This window comes from Ruegeria sp. CDSA236 (assembly GCF_059611285.1).
The window spans coordinates 118,244-132,500 of sequence record NZ_JBXWPG010000009.1 but is presented as its reverse complement, the minus strand read 5'-3'; the positions used below and the strand labels follow the sequence as shown (position 1 = coordinate 132,500).

Here is a 14,257-nt window from a genome sequence, read left to right as displayed (position 1 = left end):
CCGTCCGCTCACCTAGACCGCATGAGCGCGGCGAGGTGAGTGGTCTCGCTTCCGAACCCGTCTACCGCCACATGATCTGCGGCGGCTAGACGGACATCGTCCGGCTTGTTCTGGTTCAGCTTCCAGGTGCCCTGAATGTCATCTACCTGCAATTTGCAGGGCACAATCATGCGCATCATCTTGTCCAGAGCCTCCGCGCTCATCTTGCTGGCGCTCCAGGGTGGCTTGGGGTTCAACCGGCGCTCATAAAAATCCGACTGACGATCGAGTAAATCGCGCAACGCGTCCTGCGGAAGAAGCGAAAGCGTTCCGGTCAGGTGCACCGCCACATAGTTCCAAGTGGGCACCTGATCCTCAATCCCGTACCAGTCGGGCGAGATATATCCGTCAGGCCCCGATACAGCGATTCGAACCGTGCGCGGTTCATTCAATGCCCGGACGATCGGATTGGACCGCACCAGATGCAGCGAGGCTTCTGCGCCATCTTCTGACAACAGAAACGGCACATGGCTAAGCAAAGGCCCCTGGTCCGCTGACAAAGCCAAAACACCAAATGCGCGCTCGCGCGCAAAAGCAATATGACTGTCACGATCCTCGGCGCGGAAGGCGGGATTGGGGTGCATGGCGGTCCTCCTGCAAAAGCTCTTGCAGAACCGCGCACCTATTGGCAAGGTGCGCCTCGTTCTCAGGGCGGGGCGGAATTCCCCACCGGCGGTATGCGGGCGATGACCCGTAAGCCCGCGAGCGGCCCCTTTTCGGGGTGTCAGCAGATCTGGTGAGAGGCCAGAGCCGACGGTTACAGTCCGGATGAAAGAGAACGTGCAGTGTGCCGGTAACCCCGCGCGCCTGCTCGTGATCGCCTTGGGTGACGTGTCATGTCGTGCTGGCAGCGAAAAGTGGGAACCGGTTTTCGCAACCGCCAGCAGACCACCAAACCGGAAGGAGATCTTGATGACACACACCCGCTATGCGTTTGTTAAGGCCAGCTGGCATGCCGATATTGTCGACCGTGCACTCGACGGGTTTCTGGAATTGATACCCGCCGATCAAGTGGACGTGTTCGACGTTCCAGGTGCATTCGAAATGCCCCTGCTGGCCCGCGATCTTGCCCAGACTGGGCGCTATGCAGCTGTGACCTGCGCGGCCTTTGTGGTGGATGGCGGCATCTACCGGCATGATTTCGTGGCGCAAGCTGTGGTCGACGGGTTGATGCGCGCAGGTCTGGATACCGGTGTTCCGGTTCTGTCTGTTTCGCTGACGCCGCACCAGTATCAAGAGACGGACCACCACAATGCCATCTACCGCGCGCATTTCGTGGATAAGGGGCGCGAGGCGGCACAGGCGGCGTTGAAAATCACCGCCATGCGGACGCAGCTGTCCTCGGCGGCCTGACCGGAAAGGGTTGGGGTGCTGCGCCCCAACCGCAAATCCGCTTGAGGCTACGGGCCTTGCCCGCTAATCACGATGCTCAGAAGGAGCACGCCTTATGTCGATGAACAGCTTTGGCCATCTTTTCCGCGTCACCACCTGGGGTGAAAGCCACGGGCCCGCCTTGGGTGCCACTGTTGATGGCTGCCCGCCGGGGGTGACCATCGACGCAGAGGTGATCCAGCACTGGCTGGACAAGCGTAAACCAGGACAGAATAAATACACCACCCAGCGGCGCGAGCCCGATCAGGTGAAAATCCTGTCCGGCGTGTTCGAAGGGCAGACGACCGGAACTCCGGTCCAGCTGATGATCGAGAACACCGATCAGCGGTCAAAAGACTATGGCGATATCATGGAAAAATTCCGCCCGGGCCATGCTGATATCACCTATTGGCAAAAATACGGTATCCGCGATTATCGTGGTGGTGGCCGCAGTTCGGCGCGCGAAACCGCCTCGCGCGTTGCCGCCGGGGGCCTGGCCCGCGAAGCCATCAAGCAGATCGCGCCGAATGTCCAGATCACCGGGTACATGACTCAGATTGGCCCGCACAAGATCGACCGCACGAATTTCGATTGGTCACAGATTGAACAGAACCCATTCTGGACGCCCGATGCGACAGCCGCCGAAGATTGGGCCGCCTATTTAGACGGGTTACGCAAGTCCGGCAATTCGGTCGGGGCAGTGGTTGAGGTCGTTGCGCGAGGTGTCCCTGCCGGGATTGGTGCGCCAGTTTATGCCAAGTTAGACACTGATCTTGCCGCAGCGATGATGTCGATCAACGCAGTCAAAGGTGTTGAGATCGGCGAAGGCATGGCCGCCGCTGAACTGACGGGCGAGGCCAATGCCGATGAGATTTTCATGGGGCAGAATGGCCCGCAATACAGCTCGAACCACGCAGGCGGCATACTGGGCGGGATTTCGACCGGGCAGGATATAGTCGTACGCTTTGCGGTCAAACCGACCTCATCGATTCTGACCACGCGCAAAACGATCACCAAATCCGGAGAAGAGACCGAGATCATCACCAAAGGCCGCCATGACCCTTGCGTCGGCATCCGAGCGGTTCCGGTTGGCGAAGCGATGATGGCCTGCGTAATCCTTGACCACCTGCTGTTGCACCGGGGTCAGATCGGCGAGAACCGTGGCCATATCGGCTGAGCTGCGCACCCGGCTGCGCGGCATCGTCGCACAGCGCATGAAAACAGATCCTGCCCATGATCTGGCGCATCTGGATCGCGTTTGGATCAATGTACAGGCCATCGCGGACACGCAAGCAGATATTCGGGTTCTGCTTGCGGCAAGCTATCTTCATGACCTAGTCAACTTGCCCAAAGATGACCCTGACCGCCACTTGGCCTCACGCCGGTCTGCTGCCGAGTCAGAGCCTATTCTGGAGGAATTGACGTTTTCACGACCCGAGATCGACGCCATCCAGCACGCCATTGCTGCACACAGTTTCTCGGCCGGGATACCGCCAGAAACACCCGAGGCCCGCTTCCTACGCGATGCAGATCGGCTTGATGCACTGGGGGCCATCGGCATTGCGCGCACCTTCGTAGTGGCTGGCGCATTGGGGCGCGACTTGTATGACGCCGAGGATGCCTTTGCCCGCGCCCGTGATCTGAACGATCAGCAATTCTCGATTGACCACTGGAAGGTCAAACTGTTGAGCCTGCCGGCAGACATGCTGACGCCCAACGGGCGCGAATTGGCACAGGCGCGTGTAGCACGGATGATCCGGTTTCTTGAGGCGTTCAGCGAAGAGATCGGCCAACCCCTGCCCGACACGTGGAAATCTGCCTGATTGGTACAATCCAATCGTTGATCTTTCGCAGTCAAAGGCTCAGGTTCCCGGCCAATGGCACAATCCCTGACTTCCCACCGACCCATGCTTGCCGTGGGCCTGAAACTGGCTGCGTTGGTTCTGTTCACCTCAATGTCGGCGCTGGTCAAAGCACTGTCCGAGGACTTCCCCCCCGGTGAACTGGTGTTTTTCCGGTCGCTCTTCGCCATTCCCGTCATCATTGCCTGGTTGCTTTGGCGCGGAGAGCTGGCGCAGGGCTTTGTGGTCAAAAAGCCGATGGGTCATTTCTGGCGCGGCGTTCTGGGCACCAGCGCCATGGGTCTGACTTTTACGGGTCTCAGCCTCTTGCCACTCCCCGAGGTCACCGCGATTGGCTATGCCACCCCGATCTTCACCCTGATTCTGGCCGCGCTGATTCTGGGCGAGCGCATTCGCATGATCCGCATCGGTGCCGTCGCGCTGGGATTGTTGGGCGTGCTGATTATGGTTTGGCCCAGGCTGGGCACCACCCAGATGGAGATGGCAGCCACAATCGGGGCGCTTTGCGTGCTGGCGGCCACACTCGCCCGTGCCTTTGTTCAGATCCACATCCGGCAGCTGGTCAAGGTGGATCACCCGGCCGCGATCGTGTTCTATTTCTCGATGACCGCTACCCTGCTTTCAGCTCTGACCGCGTTTTGGGGTTGGACCATGCCGACGCTTAATCAGGCTCTAATTATGATCATAATGGGGTTGATCGGCGGTGTTGCACAGATTCTGGTCACCTCGTCCTATCGCTTTGGTCAGGCCTCGATGCTGGCCCCTTATGACTATACCACCATGCTGTTTGCCATATTCATCGGCTATATCTGGTTTGATGAGCTGCCGACGCTTGCGATCCTGTTGGGTGCGACGCTGGTGATTGCGGGCAATGTGGTCGTGATCTGGCGCGAACACCAGCTGGGGCTGGAACGCGGCAAGGCTCGGTCCCTGACCGATCACAAAGCGTGACTTTACCTTTTTCAAACTTGCCCTAGTTTGGGCCCAACAATCACAGAGGTGCCCGAATGAGCGACGCGCAGGATCACAAAGAAAAGATGCAGCAGGTGCAGGCCAAGCACCGCAAAAAGGTCTCTGAGGCCGTCGATCCGGGCCGCGGTCTGGTGCTGATCAATACCGGCAAGGGCAAGGGCAAATCCTCGGCCGCCTTTGGTGTGGTGATCCGCGCGCTGGGTTGGGGGCAAAAGGTTGCCGTGGTCCAGTTCATCAAGGGCAAGTGGAAAACCGGCGAGCGGCGGTTTTTTGAAGAGCGCGATCTGGTCACCTGGCACACGATGGGCGAGGGCTTTACCTGGGACACCCAGGACCGCGAGCGCGATATCGCCGCTGCCAATGCGGCCTTCGACAGGGCGCGCGCGCTGATGGAGAGCGGTGAGTATGATCTGGTCGTTCTGGACGAGATCAATATTGCCCTGCGTTATGAATATCTGACCGTCGATCAGGTGATCGACGGGCTCAAGGCGCGGTCCGACAAGACCAGCGTGTTCCTGACCGGCCGCGATGCGCCAGAACCACTGCGCGACTATGCTGATCTGGTCACCGAAATGACCGAGGAAAAGCACCCGTTTCAAGCCGGGATCAAAGCCCAGCGCGGCGTAGATTTCTGAGCGCTTTATCAAGGTCACCGCGATAAGCCGCCCGTTGTTTGAACGGGCGGCTTTGTTTTCCGAGTGGGAAGCAATGGTATCGAGGCGTCAGGGCATGTGCCCGTTCAAGCAAACGCCTCTTGCTCTGGCGCGCTGAGCGAGATGACCGCCACCACCGCCGCGCCGTTCAGCCAGTAGAATATCGCATCCAGACCCTGGAACCCAAACAGGCTGGGTGCCGCCAGAAACACCACCCCGACCAGCAGATCGACGCCCAGATGGACGCGATAAGGCAATACCCTCCAAATCCCCAGATGATGATCGGTCAATACGGTCAGGACAAAGGCTGCAATGCCGGTCACAACCGACAGCCACAGGGCCATCGGATTGGACTGACCCAATCCCAGAACAAACGGCAGCGCCATCAGGGCGATGGCAACCGGGTAATCGAGGTAGGCATGAATATTGCGGGTAACGAAACGGAGAGACATTGCATTTTCCTTTCCTTGTTTGAGATGATCTCAAACTAGGACAAGTAGGTCGAACGCTTAATTCTGGATCGTCCATGAAACCTTGCAGATCATTCAGAATGATGGAGGATCAATGCATGGCTCGATAAGCCGCCGGTGACAGACCGATCTGTTTCTTAAACACGCGGGAAAACGCGGCCTCAGAGGCATACCCCACCTCGGCCGCCGCATCGGAAACGTTCCAGCGGCTTTCGACCAATCCCTGACAGGCGATCTGCATCCGCCAATCGGTGAGGTATTGCATGGGCGTGGCCCCCATCTTTTCAGCAAAGAGCTGGGCAAAGGCCGTGCGGGACATAGCGGCCTCTCGGGCCAGGGTCTCAACGCTCCATTCTACCGCTGGTGCGCGGTGAAACGCGGTCAGCGCGCGTGAAATTCGCGGATCTGCAAATCCTGCCAGGGCCGAGTCACTTGGGCTTTGATGTTCAAGATAAGCACGGATGGCCTGCGCGAACAGCACTTCGGACAGTTTCAACGCGATCAGGTCGCCACCGATACGCGTGCCGCTGACCTCGGATCCGATCATGCGCAGGGTGGACTCGAACCAGGCCCCAGCCTCTTCACCGTAATTCTCGATCAGGATGTAAGGCGGCAACCGATCCAGCAACATATGCCCGGTACCTTGTCGACCCGGAGGGCCGGTGAACGAGAAGTGGCCGCAGATCAGTTGCGTGTCACGACCTTTGTCCTCTCCGCCATAGATCAAAACCCCATCCCCCGTGTAACCCGCATCTTCCAGCACCTGCTCCAGAGGCAAAGCGTCCAACGGCTTGACTTCGTTGCACAGCAACGCATGGGCCGTACCATGGGGAATCAGGATCAGATCACCCTGCTTCAAACGCAGAGTTTCCCCTGTATTAGAGACGAAAACATGAAGTTCACCCCGTTGAACAAAATGAAACCGGGCGACGTTTTCAAAGGCTGGAACCTGAATTCCGAACGGAGGCGTAAAAGAAGTGCGGAAGTAAAACGTCCCGCGCAAGGACAGACGGGTGAGGATATCGCTGAGAAGGTCTAACATTACCGTAACCTACACCCCGCCATGCGTTCGTCCAGTTACCTGTACGATCTGCAATGAATTGCGAATGAACGGCAAAGAAAAGCCCCCGCAAAATCGCGGGGGCTCTATCTGTCTCAAATCTGCGATCAGGCGCGGACCAGCGCCTCATAATCTGCGGCGATTTCGCGGGTGAGGTCACCGACTTCGAACGTATAGTCGCCGATCTGGCCCACAGGCGTGACCTCGGCCGCAGTACCGGTCAGCCAGCATTGTTCAAAATCGGCCATCTCTTCGGGCTTGATGCGGCGCTCATGCACCTTGATGCCTTTGTCTTTAAGCATCTGGATCACGGTTTGACGGGTGATGCCGTTCAAAAAGCAATCGGCCAGCGGGGTATGGACTTCGCCGTCCTTCACAAAGAAGACGTTCGCCCCGGTCGCCTCGGCAACATAACCACGCCAGTCCATGAACAGCGCATCCGAGCAGCCCTTGGCCTCGGCCTTATGCTTGGAAATGGTGCATATCATGTACAGCCCGGCCGCCTTGGCATGGACCGGGATGGTTTCAGGGCTGGGCCGCTTCCATTCCGCGATATCCAGCTTGGCGCCCTGCATCTTGGCGTCGCCGTAATAGGCACCCCAGGGCCAGACCGCTACGGCCATGCGGACCGGGTTCTTGGCCGAAGCCACACCCATATCCTCGCCGGAACCACGCCAGACCAGCGCACGGACATAGGCGTCCTGCAAGCCACTTGCCTTCAGCGCGTCTTCCTTTGCCGCTTCGATCTGGTCGATCGTATAGGGCATCGGCATGTCCAGCGCCTCGGCCGAGGCGACCAGCCGTTCAGAATGCTCCCGGCTTTTGAAAATTTTGCCGTTATAGGCCCGCTCGCCCTCAAAGACCGAAGACGCATAGTGCATCGCATGGCTCAGAATGTGGACATTCGCCTCGCGCCAGGGCACAAGTTCTCCATCCATCCAGATGACACCGTCACGATCATCATACCCCGCCATGCGAAACCTCCCTGCCTGGGTTGAATATTCCGGTTATTGCGCAATATAGGTCCGAAGTGGACATAAAGTTGCGCAAAAACTGCGATTCGATACCTGTCCGCTCTTGGAATGTCAACAACGCTGACATAAACTCGGACCTGTGTAACGAATGAGGCAGAATATGTCAGATACCCGCCCCGCCCAGGCCTTTGGCGGAGAAAGCCTGTTGTTTCTTACGGATGAACAGCTGCGGCAGGGGATCGAGGCGATGTTTTTCGCCTATCGCGGGTTCACGGCGGACCCGGATCGCATTCTGACACAGCTGGCCTATGGGCGGGCACACCACCGTGCTATCCACTTTATAAATCGCGCGCCGGGGACGACCGTCAATAACCTGCTTGCTATTCTAGGAGTGACAAAACAGTCTCTGAACCGGGTCCTTCGGACATTGATTGACGATGGGTTGGTCGAAAGCAGGGTCGGTACAGTGGACAAGCGCGAACGGCACCTGTTTCTGACCGAAGCCGGGAGGGCGCTTGAAACCAGGCTGTCCGAGGCCCAGCGCGTGCGGATGCGCGCGGCCTATAAGGACGCAGGCCCAGAAGCGGTGTCTGGGTTTCGCAAAGTGCTTGAAGCAATGATGGATGCTGATATGCGTCATGCCTATACCAAATTGCGGGATACGACCTCATGAGTGATATGGACGCCCATCTGTTGATCGTTGACGATGACGAGCGTATTCGCGATCTGCTCAAGAAATTCCTGATGCGAAACGGGTTTCTGGTGACCGCGGCGCGGGATGCGGCCCATGCACGTCGGGTGCTGTCGGGGCTGGATTTCGACATGATCGTTCTGGATGTGATGATGCCCGGCGAAGATGGTGTCAGCCTGACCAGAGCCCTGCGCGAGACCCACACCACCCCGATCCTGTTGCTGACGGCGCGGGGCGAAACCGAACACCGTATCGCCGGGCTTGAGGCGGGGGCCGATGATTATCTGGCCAAACCGTTCGAGCCCAAAGAGCTTTTGTTGCGGATCAATGCGATCCTGCGCCGGATGCCGGAAACCCCGGCACAGGATGCCGCAACCAAGATTCTGCATCTCGGCCCGATCCGCTATGATGTTGAGCGCGGTGAGATGTGGCGGGGCGAAGAAACGGTCCGCCTAACCGCAACGGAAAGCCAGCTGATGAAGATCTTCTCGGCCCAACCCGGCGCCCCTATCAGTCGCGCCAAGCTGGTCGAGGATCTGGGCCGTGATAAGGGTCAGGCGCAGGAGCGTGCCGTGGATGTGCAGATCACACGGCTGAGACGCAAGATCGAGCAAGACCCGAAACAACCCCGGTACCTGCAGACCGTGCGCGGGGCCGGGTACATGCTGGCACCGGATTGATTGAGCCGCTGCGTGGCGGTTCTTTGCCTTCGGCGAAGGTATTTTGACCAGATGAACAGGGGATTGTGATGAAAACTGCCCTTTTGACCCATGCGGATTGTCTTGGGCACGTGACACCCGAGGGGCATCCGGAACAAGTCGCGCGACTGGAACATATCCTTCATGCGCTGGATAGGCTGGACCTGGATCGTGTGACCGCGCCGCTTGCAGCCGATGATGACCTGCTGCGTATTCACCCCGAAAGCCATATTCGCGACATCCGCAAAAGTCGCCCGACAGAGGGATTCCGGCAAGTGGACGGCGATACATTCATGTCGCCGGGATCTGTAGATGCGGCCTATAGGGCTGCAGGGGCTGTGGTAAAAGCCGTGGATTTAGTGCTGGGCGGAGAAGCCCCAAATGCGTTCTGTGCCATTCGCCCCCCCGGCCATCACGCCGAGAATGAAACCGCCATGGGATTCTGCCTGTTCGGCAACGCCGCATTGGGGGTGAAACACGCGTTGGATCATCACGGTCTGCGCCGCGTCGCTGTGGTGGATTTCGATGTGCATCACGGCAATGGCACGCAGGATTTGCTGTGGGATGAGCCGCGCGCGTTGGTGATCACCAGCCAACAGATGCCCTTGTGGCCGGGATCAGGCCGCGCCGACGAGACCGGCGCCTTTGAAAACGTCCTGAATATTCCACTGTCCCCCGGAACCGGCGGCGCCAAGATGCGCGCCGCCTATGAAACATTGGCTTTCCCGCGACTGCGCGCCTTCAAACCCGAGCTGATCATAATCTCTGCCGGGTTTGACGCCCATCAGGATGATCCGCTGGCCAATCTGAACTGGGCCACCGAAGATTTCGCCTGGATCACTGCCGAATTGTGCAAGATTGCCGATGAGCATTGCGCGGGACGTATCGTCTCGACTTTGGAAGGCGGGTATGATCTGAAAGCCTTGGCCGAGGCCACACGTGCCCATGTGGAAGAGTTGATGAAGGCAGCCCGATGACAGATACACCCGTTGACCAGATGACATTCGAACAGGCGATGAAAGAGCTTGAGGCCGTTGTCGGCCAGCTGGAGCGTGGCGATGTGGCGCTGGACCAGTCCATCGCCTTGTATGAACGGGGTGCAGCGCTGAAGAAACGCTGCGAGGATGAACTGAAGCGGGCCGAGGAAAAAGTGGCCGCGATCACCTTGGACGCCGATGGTCAACCGACCGGGACGACGGTTGTCGAAGGTCAGTAAATGTTTCGCGAAAGACTGGCGCAGGATGCAACGCTGATTCAGGGCCATTTTGATCTGGTTCTGGGCGCGCTGGACGATCTGGATTTGACACAGGCGATGGCCTATGCCACGCAAGGCGGCAAAGGTCTGCGCGGGTTTTTGGTGCTGGAAAGCGCGCGGCTGCATGATGTGGATACAGCGCGTGCGATCTGGCCTGCCACGGGGATCGAGGCATTGCACGCCTATTCTCTGGTGCATGATGACCTGCCCTGCATGGATAACGACGATTTGCGTCGCGGGCGCCCGACAGTTCATGTGAAATGGGATGAGGGCATCGCGGTTCTGGCAGGCGACGCGTTGCAGACGCTGGCATTCGAACTTTGCACCCGTCCCGAAATTGGCCCCGCCGAAATTCGCGCGGAATTGGCCTTGTCTCTGGCGCAGGCAAGCGGAGCGCAGGGCATGGTGCTGGGCCAGGCGCTGGATATCGCGGCGGAATCGGCAGACTCTCCGCTGACGCTGGAAGAAATCACCCATTTGCAGGCAGGAAAAACCGGAGCGCTGATCGAGTGGTCTGCATGCGCCGGCGCGCGTCTGGCCCAAGCTGATCTTGCGCCCTTGCGCCAATATGCCCAATCCCTTGGTCTTGCTTTTCAAATCGCAGATGACATCTTGGATATAGAGGGTAACGCCGAAATTGCGGGCAAGCGCCTTCAGAAGGATGCCGAGGCGGGAAAGGCCACGTTTGTGTCTCTGCTGGGCCTCGACGCCGCCAGAACCCGTGCCGCGGAGCTGGTGGAACAGGGCTGCGCCGCGTTGGAAGGCTATGGCGCGTCGGCTGAAACCTTGAAGGACGCCGCCCGCTTCGTTATTGCCCGGGACAGCTAAGCCAGGAACGCGCCATATGTCTGACCGCCCGAACACTCCTCTGCTGGATCTTGTGAACCGCCCGGCCGACCTGCGGCAGTTTTCGGACGCGCAGCTGCATCAGGTGGCGCAGGAATTACGGGCCGAGACGATCTCGGCCGTGTCGGTCACCGGCGGGCATCTGGGTGCGGGTCTGGGCGTGGTGGAACTGACCACTGCGCTGCATGCGGTATTCGATACGCCGCGTGACAAAATCATCTGGGATGTCGGGCACCAGTGCTATCCGCATAAAATCCTGACCGGGCGGCGCGACCGGATCCGTACCCTGCGCCAACCCGGCGGGTTGAGCGGGTTCACCAAGCGCAGCGAAAGCCCCTATGACCCGTTTGGCGCGGCGCATTCCAGCACCTCGATCAGTGCTGCCCTTGGCTTTGCCGTGGCGCGCGATCTGGGTGGCGTGACGCCCGAAGGTCTGGGCGATGCCATTGCGGTAATCGGCGATGGCTCGATGTCGGCGGGTATGGCGTTTGAGGCGATGAACAATGCGGGCCACCTGAAAAAGCGCCTGATCGTTATCCTCAACGACAATGAAATGAGCATCGCACCGCCGGTTGGCGCCCTGTCCAGTTATCTGTCGCGCATTTATGCCGAAGAACCGTTCCACGATCTGAAGGCCGCCGCCAAGGGCGCGGTGTCCTTGTTGCCGGAACCGTTCCGCGAAGGCGCCAAACGCGCCAAGGAAATGCTCAAGGGCATGGCCGTAGGGGGTACTTTATTCGAAGAACTGGGCTTTTCCTATCTCGGCCCGATTGACGGACACGACATGGATCAGCTGTTGCCGGTGCTGCGCACGGTCAAGACGCGGGCCACCGGCCCGATCCTGATCCATGTGCTGACAAAAAAGGGCAAGGGCTATGCCCCCGCCGAGCAGGCCCGCGACAAGGGTCACGCGACCGCGAAATTCGATGTTGTGACGGGTGAGCAAAAGAAGGCGCCGTCAAACGCGCCCTCTTATACGTCGGTCTTCGGCAAGACCCTGGTGGAAGAAGCCGCGCGGGACGACAAGATCGTCGCCGTCACCGCCGCCATGCCCGATGGAACCGGGTTGAACCTGTTTGCCGAACGCTACCCGTCACGTTGTTTCGATGTAGCGATTGCGGAACAGCATGGTGTGACGTTCTCGGCGGCTTTGGCTGCGGGCGGGATGAAGCCATTCTGCACCATGTATTCGACCTTCCTGCAGCGCGGCTATGATCAGGTCGTGCATGATGTGGCCATTCAGCGCCTGCCCGTGCGATTTGCCATCGACCGCGCTGGTCTGGTGGGCGCTGATGGGGCGACCCATGCCGGATCGTTTGACATTGCCTATCTGGCCAACCTACCGGGCATGGTCGTGATGGCCGCCGCAGATGAGGCCGAGCTGATGCATATGGTGGCCACCGCCGTCGCCCACGACGAAGGCCCGATCGCCTTCCGCTATCCCCGCGGTGAAGGCGTGGGCGTGGACCTGCCCGAGCGTGGTGTAGTGCTTAAAATCGGCAAAGGCCGGATAATTCGGAAGGGCGCGCGTGTGGCATTGCTGTCTTTCGGTACGCGCTTGGCCGAGGTACAAAAAGCCGCCGAGGCCTTATCCGCACGCGGCATCACCCCCACCATCGCCGATGCACGTTTCGCCAAACCGCTGGACCGCGACCTGATCCTGAATCTGGCCTCCGATCATGAGGCGCTGATTACCATCGAAGAGGGTGCGATTGGCGGTTTCGGCAGCCATGTGGCGCAGCTACTGGCCGATGAGGGTGTGTTTGATCAGGGCCTTAAATACCGCTCGATGGTGTTTCCGGATATCTTCATTGATCAGGCAAACCCGGCGGATATGTATGCGGTTGCCGGTATGAATGCCGAACAGATCGAGGCCAAGGTCCTGTCTGTTCTGGGTGTGGCCACGATTGGTGAAAAACGCGCCTGAGGGACCATTAAGGTTATCAACTCCAAGGAAGAGCGTGCCTCAAGATAGCTCTTCAGTGAGTGAAGATTGAACTAAACCAACATAAGTAAAAGATATTGCAAGTTTGTGATTTCACACGTGTCGCTTTTGTTTCGCCTTTTTGACTCTTTCTGCATTGCTTACACAGTGCCGGCCAAAAAAACGGGCGCCTCAGCGCCCGTATTAGCTTTTTGTCGATGTTGATCAGTGAACCGTCTCGACCTTGTGGAAATCCAGATCACGGTCTTCGGGCATCCCAGTTATGCTCAGCACCTCTTTGCGTTTGGTGATCAGGATATAAACCACACAGGCCAGATAGAGGCCGACAACAACTGCACCGATCCACTGGATCTGCAACCACTGGCTTTGGAACAGCAAGGTCAGGACGAACAGCAGCACAACATTGCCCGCCACATAGATCGCTTTACCAAAGCGGGCGACTGTCATGTTCAGGTTGTCCGTATAGAGCCTGATCAACGAATCCAGTGAGTTGATCACGAAGGTCACGCCCACAATCACCATCGCAATGTTGGTGATGCCTGCGGTGCTGATGCCGTTCAGGTGGTAATAGTAGAGAACGGTGAACCAGATCGCCAAAGGGATCGACGGAAAGATCAGCAGAGCAGCCAGTAGTTGCCAGGTCTTCAGCCCACCTACAAAGCGAGATGTGAACTGGCCGATCATGATCGACCAGGCAAACCACCAGAACAGGTAGAAGGCGTGATAATCTGTCAGCGGCAGGACAAACTTGTGCAGGTTGGTGAAATAGGCACCAACATTGCTTCCGGTTTCCACAAAGCCATTCACGCCCATGCCCGCAGCAACCCACATGCCCAGGATCAGTGCCAGGAACAAAAAGGTCGAGCCCACCGACAGGATACGCACGTATTTCAGGTCGGTCGAAGAATAGGCCGCTGCCAGAATGACGACAAACACGATGACATAGAAGGTGGTGACCACTGACTCGCCGTCTCCGACCTCGGGCAGGTAGCCGGGCAGGTAGATCAGGAACAGGCTGGCGGTGAAAGCGCAGGTGCCGATGATGACCACATTGTTGATCAGCTTGACCAGTGGGATTTCAAAGAACTTCACGCGCGGCTCGATGACACAGAAATAGAACGCGGTCAGAAAGTAGAACGCCCAGATCAGAAAGCCCCAGAACCCGAATTCGATCGCCAGTGGGTTGGCAAACGCATAGGCGGGGTCTTCGGCATAGCCGCCGAATTCGGTCAGCGGAAACATGATCAGGCCGACATCCAACCCGGATGTGAACAGAATCGCGATGAAGGTGAACAGATGAACCGGCGTTACGCCAACGATCCGCAGATTCCACCACTTCACCACAAAGAAGGCAACAAGGCCCAACGCCAGCAAGACGCCAAATGATAGTATGTACTCCAATAGCACCGACAATCCTCCCA

The 14,257-nt window shown here is 58.5% G+C and carries 16 protein-coding genes and 1 riboswitch; of the genes, 11 read left to right on the top strand and 5 right to left on the bottom strand.

The window, feature by feature from the left end:
* Nucleotides 1–8: 8 nt before the first annotated feature.
* Entirely contained in the window at nt 9–623 is a 615-nt protein-coding gene (locus tag AC2FLB_RS15040; RefSeq protein WP_142640234.1) for an FMN-binding negative transcriptional regulator, read from the bottom strand.
* A 54-nt stretch (nt 624–677) separates the two neighbouring features.
* A riboswitch (FMN riboswitch) is annotated at nt 678–823 on the top strand.
* Nucleotides 824–951: 128 nt separating this feature from the next.
* On the opposite strand from AC2FLB_RS15040, the gene AC2FLB_RS15035 reads away from it, so the two are divergent.
* The 5 genes from AC2FLB_RS15035 to cobO all read left to right on the top strand — a co-directional run bounded on the left by AC2FLB_RS15035 (nt 952) and on the right by cobO (nt 4,879).
* A complete protein-coding gene (locus AC2FLB_RS15035; RefSeq protein ID WP_496694617.1) occupies nt 952–1,392 on the top strand; it encodes a 6,7-dimethyl-8-ribityllumazine synthase in 441 nt (146 codons plus the stop codon).
* 94 nt (nt 1,393–1,486) lie between these two features.
* Complete coding sequence (gene aroC / locus AC2FLB_RS15030) at nt 1,487–2,587, top strand: chorismate synthase (RefSeq protein WP_271951712.1); 1,101 nt, start codon at nt 1,487–1,489, stop codon at nt 2,585–2,587.
* Complete coding sequence (locus AC2FLB_RS15025; RefSeq protein WP_496702828.1) at nt 2,571–3,233, top strand: HD domain-containing protein; 663 nt, start codon at nt 2,571–2,573, stop codon at nt 3,231–3,233. Before aroC ends, AC2FLB_RS15025 begins: the two co-directional genes overlap by 17 nt.
* A gap of 54 nt (nt 3,234–3,287) precedes the next feature.
* Nucleotides 3,288–4,223 (top strand): DMT family transporter, encoded by a 936-nt coding sequence (locus AC2FLB_RS15020; protein WP_142640242.1) that lies wholly within the window; start codon nt 3,288–3,290, stop codon nt 4,221–4,223.
* A gap of 56 nt (nt 4,224–4,279) precedes the next feature.
* Nucleotides 4,280–4,879, top strand: coding sequence for a cob(I)yrinic acid a,c-diamide adenosyltransferase (gene cobO, locus AC2FLB_RS15015; RefSeq protein WP_496709541.1), 600 nt, complete (start codon nt 4,280–4,282; stop codon nt 4,877–4,879).
* A 104-nt stretch (nt 4,880–4,983) separates the two neighbouring features.
* On the opposite strand, the gene AC2FLB_RS15010 is transcribed toward cobO, so the two are convergent.
* The 3 genes from AC2FLB_RS15010 to AC2FLB_RS15000 all read right to left on the bottom strand — a co-directional run bounded on the left by AC2FLB_RS15010 (nt 4,984) and on the right by AC2FLB_RS15000 (nt 7,401).
* Nucleotides 4,984–5,349 carry an SPW repeat domain-containing protein gene (locus AC2FLB_RS15010; protein WP_496692648.1) on the bottom strand — a complete coding sequence of 122 codons (366 nt, stop codon included), beginning with the start codon at nt 5,347–5,349 and terminating at the stop codon, nt 4,984–4,986.
* Between the two features lie 109 nt (nt 5,350–5,458).
* Complete coding sequence (locus AC2FLB_RS15005) at nt 5,459–6,409, bottom strand: AraC family transcriptional regulator (protein ID WP_496709540.1); 951 nt, start codon at nt 6,407–6,409, stop codon at nt 5,459–5,461.
* Between the two features lie 125 nt (nt 6,410–6,534).
* On the bottom strand, nt 6,535–7,401 hold the full coding sequence (locus AC2FLB_RS15000; protein ID WP_496709539.1) for a branched-chain amino acid aminotransferase: 867 nt from the start codon (nt 7,399–7,401) through the stop codon (nt 6,535–6,537).
* A 160-nt stretch (nt 7,402–7,561) separates the two neighbouring features.
* On the opposite strand from AC2FLB_RS15000, the gene AC2FLB_RS14995 reads away from it, so the two are divergent.
* From AC2FLB_RS14995 to dxs, 6 genes are all read left to right on the top strand, one after another.
* Nucleotides 7,562–8,074 carry a MarR family winged helix-turn-helix transcriptional regulator gene (locus AC2FLB_RS14995; RefSeq protein ID WP_142640252.1) on the top strand — a complete coding sequence of 171 codons (513 nt, stop codon included), beginning with the start codon at nt 7,562–7,564 and terminating at the stop codon, nt 8,072–8,074.
* Entirely contained in the window at nt 8,071–8,772 is a 702-nt protein-coding gene (locus AC2FLB_RS14990; RefSeq protein WP_142640254.1) for a response regulator, read from the top strand. Before AC2FLB_RS14995 ends, AC2FLB_RS14990 begins: the two co-directional genes overlap by 4 nt.
* Before the next feature lie 68 nt (nt 8,773–8,840).
* Nucleotides 8,841–9,767 (top strand): histone deacetylase family protein, encoded by a 927-nt coding sequence (locus AC2FLB_RS14985; RefSeq protein ID WP_496709538.1) that lies wholly within the window; start codon nt 8,841–8,843, stop codon nt 9,765–9,767.
* Nucleotides 9,764–10,006, top strand: coding sequence for an exodeoxyribonuclease VII small subunit (locus AC2FLB_RS14980; RefSeq protein ID WP_142640258.1), 243 nt, complete (start codon nt 9,764–9,766; stop codon nt 10,004–10,006). Before AC2FLB_RS14985 ends, AC2FLB_RS14980 begins: the two co-directional genes overlap by 4 nt.
* Nucleotides 10,007–10,873, top strand: coding sequence for a polyprenyl synthetase family protein (locus AC2FLB_RS14975; RefSeq protein ID WP_496709537.1), 867 nt, complete (start codon nt 10,007–10,009; stop codon nt 10,871–10,873).
* 16 nt (nt 10,874–10,889) lie between these two features.
* The gene (gene dxs / locus AC2FLB_RS14970) at nt 10,890–12,818 is read left to right on the top strand and encodes a 1-deoxy-D-xylulose-5-phosphate synthase (RefSeq protein ID WP_496692643.1); all 1,929 of its coding nucleotides are present in this window, start codon (nt 10,890–10,892) and stop codon (nt 12,816–12,818) included.
* A gap of 222 nt (nt 12,819–13,040) precedes the next feature.
* Here dxs and AC2FLB_RS14965 read toward each other — a convergent pair whose 3' ends face one another.
* Nucleotides 13,041–14,237 carry a BCCT family transporter gene (locus tag AC2FLB_RS14965; RefSeq protein ID WP_142640264.1) on the bottom strand — a complete coding sequence of 399 codons (1,197 nt, stop codon included), beginning with the start codon at nt 14,235–14,237 and terminating at the stop codon, nt 13,041–13,043.
* Between the last annotated feature and the right edge of the window lie 20 nt (nt 14,238–14,257).

Bases quoted from the DNA above. Each gene is read 5' to 3' on its own strand.
- AC2FLB_RS15040 (WP_142640234.1), bottom strand. From the start codon at position 623: ATGCACCCCAATCCCGCCTTCCGCGCCGAGGATCGTGACAGTCATATT.
- AC2FLB_RS15035 (WP_496694617.1), top strand. From the start codon at position 952: ATGACACACACCCGCTATGCGTTTGTTAAGGCCAGCTGGCATGCCGAT.
- aroC (WP_271951712.1), top strand. From the start codon at position 1,487: ATGTCGATGAACAGCTTTGGCCATCTTTTCCGCGTCACCACCTGGGGT.
- AC2FLB_RS15020 (WP_142640242.1), top strand. From the start codon at position 3,288: ATGGCACAATCCCTGACTTCCCACCGACCCATGCTTGCCGTGGGCCTG.
- cobO (WP_496709541.1), top strand. From the start codon at position 4,280: ATGAGCGACGCGCAGGATCACAAAGAAAAGATGCAGCAGGTGCAGGCC.
- AC2FLB_RS15010 (WP_496692648.1), bottom strand. From the start codon at position 5,349: ATGTCTCTCCGTTTCGTTACCCGCAATATTCATGCCTACCTCGATTAC.
- AC2FLB_RS15005 (WP_496709540.1), bottom strand. From the start codon at position 6,409: ATGTTAGACCTTCTCAGCGATATCCTCACCCGTCTGTCCTTGCGCGGG.
- AC2FLB_RS15000 (WP_496709539.1), bottom strand. From the start codon at position 7,401: ATGGCGGGGTATGATGATCGTGACGGTGTCATCTGGATGGATGGAGAA.
- AC2FLB_RS14995 (WP_142640252.1), top strand. From the start codon at position 7,562: ATGTCAGATACCCGCCCCGCCCAGGCCTTTGGCGGAGAAAGCCTGTTG.
- AC2FLB_RS14990 (WP_142640254.1), top strand. From the start codon at position 8,071: ATGAGTGATATGGACGCCCATCTGTTGATCGTTGACGATGACGAGCGT.
- AC2FLB_RS14985 (WP_496709538.1), top strand. From the start codon at position 8,841: ATGAAAACTGCCCTTTTGACCCATGCGGATTGTCTTGGGCACGTGACA.
- AC2FLB_RS14980 (WP_142640258.1), top strand. From the start codon at position 9,764: ATGACAGATACACCCGTTGACCAGATGACATTCGAACAGGCGATGAAA.
- AC2FLB_RS14975 (WP_496709537.1), top strand. From the start codon at position 10,007: ATGTTTCGCGAAAGACTGGCGCAGGATGCAACGCTGATTCAGGGCCAT.
- dxs (WP_496692643.1), top strand. From the start codon at position 10,890: ATGTCTGACCGCCCGAACACTCCTCTGCTGGATCTTGTGAACCGCCCG.